Here is a 5,410-nt window from a genome sequence, read left to right on the forward strand (position 1 = left end):
CGTTGGGAGCATGTCAATGTCTTGGAAAATGTTTGTAAGAGTTACTTCCAGGTACCTTTTTGCAAGATTAACTTCCGCATGACTGGCCACCCAACCGGAAGTTAGTTTTTCAATTGAGGATCTTCCGTGCTGATACCCCACTTTTTCATGCCATACCCCTTTCCGCTTCTACGCTGCTGTCCTTTGGATGCAACTTTTGATAAGAAACAAGGGTCCGCAGGTCGTTTGCCCGGCACATCCAAATCAGGTCAGAACTGCAGATATCCAAAATGTTTTTTGTCGCAGCGTGTGTAGAAAGTATATCATGGTGGACCTCAAAGGTACATGGAAACCAGAAAGGACCGCAGTTCGGTGCAGTGATGGATGCGTGCCGGGCCGGGTACCGGCAAGCAAGGCAAGTGTGGACACACTTGCCATTTTCGCAAGGCCGAGGGCCCCGCGAAAATGCTTGTTGGGGAGTTCCCCAAACCCGGCACTATGGGACAAAGTGTCCCATAGGTCTGTCTGCGGAACCGCCCCTAACGGGTCTGTTCCTTATCGGCGCGTCCGCCGGTGAGATTGATAAGATGGTCAATGTTGCCCTTTGCCGTCACCAGCTCCCGCATTTCCTTCTGCGTGGCGCGGTATTGTGCGGTGAGGGCTTTTTTGCGCTCGGTCAGCTCCCGGCGCTTTTGTTTCAAGGCGTCCATTTTGGGGAGCTTGGCCCCGTCCAAAAGATCGTTCATAGTGGCCTTGGCCTCCCGGTAGTCGGCCAGTTCCGCCTCATGCTGGGCCAGATATTTCTTGCTGTACTTGGCCGCCTTGTAGCCGTCGAACACGGGCCGGGTTTTTGCGTACTGTACCACGGCCCCCATGAGCGCGGTGGTATGGGTCAGCTCCTCCTGAACGGCCCGGAGCTCCCCGGCCAGGGCGTGTTCCTGGTCCACCGCCGCGTCGGTCTTGGCTGCCAGCTCGTCATAGTCGGTCAGGCCGTACTCCTGGAGAAATTGCAGGGCGGCGGCCATCTGTTTTAAGTTATAAATCTTGGCCCACCGCTCATAGCCAGGACCCTTGCCCTGTGCCATGCGCTGCTGAATGTCAATAATCAAATTGAGCCGCCTGGGGGCAGGACGGGCGCTGCCGGTGGCCGGAGTACGCACCGGGGCTGTGCCGTCGATGACAGCCTGCACCGCCTCCGGGCCGTAGCCGTCCCCCAGGGTGGAGCTCCGCCAGCGGGCAGGCCGGGCAAAGCCGGGAAGCTGAAAAGAGAGAACGCCGCCCCGCCCGTGGATCACCTGGACGCCGGACGCCTCCAGCGCGGCGAGGAAGGCCGAAAGGTCGGCGGGCCGCTCCGTCAGAATGGCGTCGATAATGGCGCGGAGCTGTTCTTTTTGAGAGGGCCGACGATCCCCGCCCAGCCATTGGCCGTAGTGAAGATACTGGCCCTGGCTGTGGAGCTTGGGGTTTGGGATGACAGACAGATCATGCTCCAGGCACACCCGGTCCGAAAGGCGGCGCAGGGCGAAGCTGGAGCCCAGGAAGTTGCGGTATTTACGGGAATAGTCCAAGGAAACGGCGTTGTAATAGATGTGATTATGGATGTGCTGGCGATCTGTATGGGTGGCGACGAAAAAGGCATACTTGCCCTTTGTCCAGCGCATCGCCGTTTCATAGCCCACCTTGTTTGCCTCCTCCGGGGTGATCTCTCCCGGCTTGAAGGACTGGCGGATCTGATAGCACAGTACATCGGCCTCCCGGCGCTGCTCCCGGCCCGTGGCGGCCTTGTACTTGGCCTTGGCAAGCAGGAACTCGGCGTCGGCGGTCATGTGGTCGCACTCATAGGCGGAGATCAATTCGCCGCCCTGGGTCTTGTCCGGGTTCTTCCCGTAGTCCAGGCGGTCTTTGAGGGATTGGGCGATGGTATCTCCCTTGCTGATATGGTGGGAAATCAAGCGCGTGGTGGCCGTAGCAATACCTCCTTTCTGCCAAAAGAAAACCGACGGCTCGGGCAGCCGTCGGTTGGTTCGGGACACCTTGTCCCATAGGTCAGTTGTGACAAGTTTCTTTCAATGATCTTATCCCCGCACCATGCTCCACAGGGAACCGGCCAGGGTACTCAATCCGTCTACAATAGCGTCGGCCAGCAGCCCCAGCGCAACAAAGAACACGGCGATCCCCAGCAGGAGCAGGCCGTTGGAGCCGCTGCCCTGGATGAACCAAGCGAATAAAGCGCAGAGCAGGCAAAGCCCTCCCAGCAGCTCCAACAGAACCTCGGAAATTCCAGACACCAGCCCCACCACAGCGGCAAACACCGTGCAAAGCGCGGCGAAGGGAAACGCTATCATCCGCAACACAAAACGCAAAACAAAAACCTCCTATTTATCAGGTGTTTTCACTGGTTTTCCCTCTATATTTATATTATACCGCTGCCATAAGGGGGTGTAAAGGATGCCTCCGTATGGGACACTTTGTCCCAAAGGGCACGGTCTAAATGCGGATCACCCGAACCTCTCGCCCGGCAGCATGGGCGTCCCGCATGGTGAAAAGTGTTCCGCCTCGCTCCCGCCCATCATAGACGGCAATCACCCGCTGGGACTCTGCCACCATGTAGCGATTGCGCTGGAGAAAGCAGGATTTGGAATAGGTACGGCATACCACATTGACACCGTCACAGCAATCCAGCAATTCATGGAACCGCTGATCCTTCGTTTTCAGCCGTCCGGGATATGGGATCGCCCCCTCCAAAAAGAGCCCTGGGTGACGTGCCTTTTCTTCCGACACGATAGCGGCAAACATTAAATCAGTCCCCTCCGAAAAACCGGATATGAACCGGGTAAACCCATCCTCGATGGCTGCCCGCACCTCCCGCCGGAGCTCCTGCTCCACATAATCCAGATGCTCCTTTGAAATGTCCCGGTGGCCTGTGACGCAGCAAGTCTTTGTTTCCACGCCATTCCCTCCTATGGTTTATTTGTTGCTGTTATAGGCAATATTGCCTATAACGCTGCATCTTCATTATAGGCAATAATGAAGATATGTAAAGTATGGAACGGAGGGAGGAACCTGAATGATCTCATACGCCCCGTTATGGGAAACGATGGAAAATCGTGGAGCGACCACATACACGCTGCAATTTAAGGGCGGGATCAGCAGCTCCACAATCCGCCGACTAAAAGCAAACGAATCTGTTTCCACTAACACTCTGGATGCGCTGTGCAAGATTTTGGATTGTACGCTGGATGATATTGTGGCATATCTTCCAGATGAAAAATAATGTCGAGGAATGGAGTTTGACCCTATTCCTCCTTTTTCTTTGGGACAAAATGTCCCATACCTGGAATGCCGGGGAGCGACATACCGCTCCCCGGCCCTTTACATTTCTACCACCTGGGTCAGCTTTTCCAGTAGGTCGGACAGCGGCTCCCAAAGGTCAGCGTAGTCCTTGTGCAGCGCAGCGATGTCCTGGGGGTACACGCCGCCGTAGGTGTTGGCCTGGATCGCCACCTGATTGAGATTGTTGGAGCACCGGCGCTGGAGGGACACCAGCTCCCGCACCGGCCCCAGGTCCACATGGAGCACATAGCCGTTCAGGGCCATCTTCCGCACATAGGCCCCCATGTTGCGGACACCCGCCTCGGCCATCCGCGCCCGGATCAGCGCCAGCTCCTCCTCGGACACCATCACATGAAGATGAATCGGGCGGCGGCGTTTCTTTGTCACCGCTCCTCTCGCTCCAAGCTCCGGGCCGGATCGGGGGCCTCTTTCATCTTATCCAGTTTGCGCTCCGGGGGCGGAGCCAGGATCGGCGTATTGAACACGCCAAACTGCCGCAGGGCCTCCTGTTCCGCATAGTTAGACTTCTGATTTTTTTCCATACGCCACTCCTCCTTATCTGTCGCCCCGGTCCGGGGCATCTTTCTTGGGGGCCTCCGGCCCCCGCTGCTCCTGGGCCTGCTGTTGGGCCGCCTTCATCTGCTCGGCAATCGGCTCCTTGCCCTCCTTGCGGGCGCGGGCAGCCTCCTGCCGCGCAATCCCTCTCACGCGGGTCGCTAACTGCTCCGGGGTCACATATTCCTTTGCCACATAACTGCCAAAGTCGGGATAAAACCAGGTCAGCCGCCTTTGTTCCGGGACATGGTGAGCATCTTCCCATTTGCCCACCACCTGAGCTTGGGCATCCATCTGCCGCCGGATGTCCAGATTTTCACGGGCAGGCCGCAACTCGTAGTCCTGCATTTCCTGCTCCGTCAAGGGCTGGGCATAGGTGATCGCTCCCCACGCCTGGAACGCCTCACCCGGCACCTGCTGGCGGGTAAAGAAAACATCCATGTGGATCGGGCGGTTGAAATAGCTCTTGGGGTAAGTGCCGATGTCGATGGGCCGCTGGGTGGAGTAGTATTTGTAGGTTTCCTTGTCCGGGGCCTGCTCCACCTCCAGCACATAATAGCGCCGCTGATAGTCCTCGGCCCGGTTATGCAAATCCCGTTCCGCCTTGTCGGGCTCATTGTGATAGTGGCCCCAAAAGTAGTCCCGGTGTCCGTCCTGCTCGTTGAACTGCCATGTTACATAGGGGTTTGGGGCTTTCGGATTTTCACCCAATACGAAGCCGCATTTGTTGTCAAACAGGATTGTGCGTCGGATCACATAGTCCGCATTGATTTCCAAAGGCATCCTCCTTTCATGTGTGCCGTCGTATGGGACACTTTGTCCCATAGCACCGGCGTAAAATGTTTGAATTATATGAGAAAAAGGGGGCCGGTCATAAAATCATACCGGCCCCCTCCAGAGCGGCCCCGAAAACGCCCTATTTACAAGGCTTTTGGGGGCTTAAATCGTAACACTTGAACCTGTCTTTTGCACGCTTGTTCCGCATCCGGGCACGGGTCTTTTTCCGATTGGCCTCAGCCTGACAGACTGGGGAGCAATAGAGCTGCCGCCGCTTGGGGACAAAGGCCCTGCCGCACAGGGGGCATACCCTCCGCTCCAGTACAACATCTTCCTGGGCCAACGCCTGCTCCAGCGCCGGGTCCAGGGGCAGAACGGCCTGCCGGAAATACCGGCACATGGGCCCGGTCCAGATTTTCCCCAGCATATAGCACCCGCAGTCCAGGGGCAGGCAGCCCGTGTCCCGGTCATAGTTGGCGCACCACTGGACCACCAGCTTGCGGATGGCCGTCTTTTCCTGCCGGGTCAACTCCCGATAGCTGTTCTGCTGGGCGGCAAAGGCCGAGGGGACGAGGGAGAGCATGACGGCTACGACCAGAAGGAGGGCCGTCAGCCTCCGGGGGGAATGATGATTGTCTTTCAAATTGCACCTCCTCGTATAATAAGATTCAAAGTTAATAATTTCAGGCATCAGCAGGCATTGAGATGCCCGTGATACAATAGCTGTAGGACAGCAGGGTCAAGCTCTCCACCTCCTTGTTGAGCC

Annotated in this window: 8 protein-coding genes; 1 reads left to right on the forward strand and 7 read right to left on the reverse strand. The window is 57.1% G+C overall.

The genetic code is table 11. From position 1 onward, the window contains the following. Positions 1-518: 518 nt before the first annotated feature. The 3 genes from B5G06_RS13470 to B5G06_RS13480 form a co-directional block, all read right to left on the reverse strand. On the reverse strand, positions 519-1,928 hold the full coding sequence (locus tag B5G06_RS13470; protein ID WP_087189570.1) for a relaxase/mobilization nuclease domain-containing protein: 1,410 nt from the start codon (positions 1,926-1,928) through the stop codon (positions 519-521). Positions 1,929-2,054: 126 nt separating this feature from the next. Beyond that, the gene (locus tag B5G06_RS13475; protein WP_087189566.1) at positions 2,055-2,342 is read right to left on the reverse strand and encodes a hypothetical protein; all 288 of its coding nucleotides are present in this window, start codon (positions 2,340-2,342) and stop codon (positions 2,055-2,057) included. Between the two features lie 124 nt (positions 2,343-2,466). After that, positions 2,467-2,928 carry an SLOG family protein gene (locus tag B5G06_RS13480; RefSeq protein ID WP_087189567.1) on the reverse strand — a complete coding sequence of 154 codons (462 nt, stop codon included), beginning with the start codon at positions 2,926-2,928 and terminating at the stop codon, positions 2,467-2,469. Between the two features lie 118 nt (positions 2,929-3,046). Here B5G06_RS13480 and B5G06_RS13485 point away from each other — a divergent pair, with 118 nt between their 5' ends. Beyond that, on the forward strand, positions 3,047-3,253 hold the full coding sequence (locus B5G06_RS13485; RefSeq protein ID WP_087189568.1) for a helix-turn-helix domain-containing protein: 207 nt from the start codon (positions 3,047-3,049) through the stop codon (positions 3,251-3,253). Between the two features lie 98 nt (positions 3,254-3,351). Here B5G06_RS13485 and mobC read toward each other — a convergent pair whose 3' ends face one another. The 4 genes from mobC to B5G06_RS13500 all read right to left on the reverse strand — a co-directional run bounded on the left by mobC (position 3,352) and on the right by B5G06_RS13500 (position 5,227). Next, positions 3,352-3,699, reverse strand: a complete 348-nt coding sequence (mobC, locus tag B5G06_RS13490) for a plasmid mobilization protein (protein ID WP_087189569.1) — start codon at positions 3,697-3,699, stop codon at positions 3,352-3,354. Next, the gene (locus B5G06_RS14230) at positions 3,696-3,854 is read right to left on the reverse strand and encodes a hypothetical protein (RefSeq protein ID WP_204220863.1); all 159 of its coding nucleotides are present in this window, start codon (positions 3,852-3,854) and stop codon (positions 3,696-3,698) included. Before B5G06_RS14230 ends, mobC begins: the two co-directional genes overlap by 4 nt. Before the next feature lie 13 nt (positions 3,855-3,867). Continuing rightward, positions 3,868-4,644, reverse strand: coding sequence for a hypothetical protein (locus B5G06_RS13495; RefSeq protein WP_242955510.1), 777 nt, complete (start codon positions 4,642-4,644; stop codon positions 3,868-3,870). 139 nt (positions 4,645-4,783) lie between these two features. Further along, positions 4,784-5,227, reverse strand: a complete 444-nt coding sequence (locus B5G06_RS13500; RefSeq protein WP_087189572.1) for a cysteine-rich VLP protein — start codon at positions 5,225-5,227, stop codon at positions 4,784-4,786. Positions 5,228-5,410 lie beyond the last annotated feature (183 nt).

Source organism: Flavonifractor sp. An52 (assembly GCF_002159385.1).
Classification (GTDB): Bacteria; Bacillota; Clostridia; order Oscillospirales; family Oscillospiraceae; genus Flavonifractor; species Flavonifractor avicola.

What these genes read in the sequence shown, in the direction of transcription:
- B5G06_RS13500 (WP_087189572.1), bottom strand. Translation starts at nt 5,227, where the DNA reads ATGCTCTCCCTCGTCCCCTCGGCCTTTGCCGCCCAGCAGAACAGCTAT.
- B5G06_RS14230 (WP_204220863.1), bottom strand. Translation starts at nt 3,854, where the DNA reads ATGGAAAAAAATCAGAAGTCTAACTATGCGGAACAGGAGGCCCTGCGG.
- B5G06_RS13485 (WP_087189568.1), top strand. Translation starts at nt 3,047, where the DNA reads ATGATCTCATACGCCCCGTTATGGGAAACGATGGAAAATCGTGGAGCG.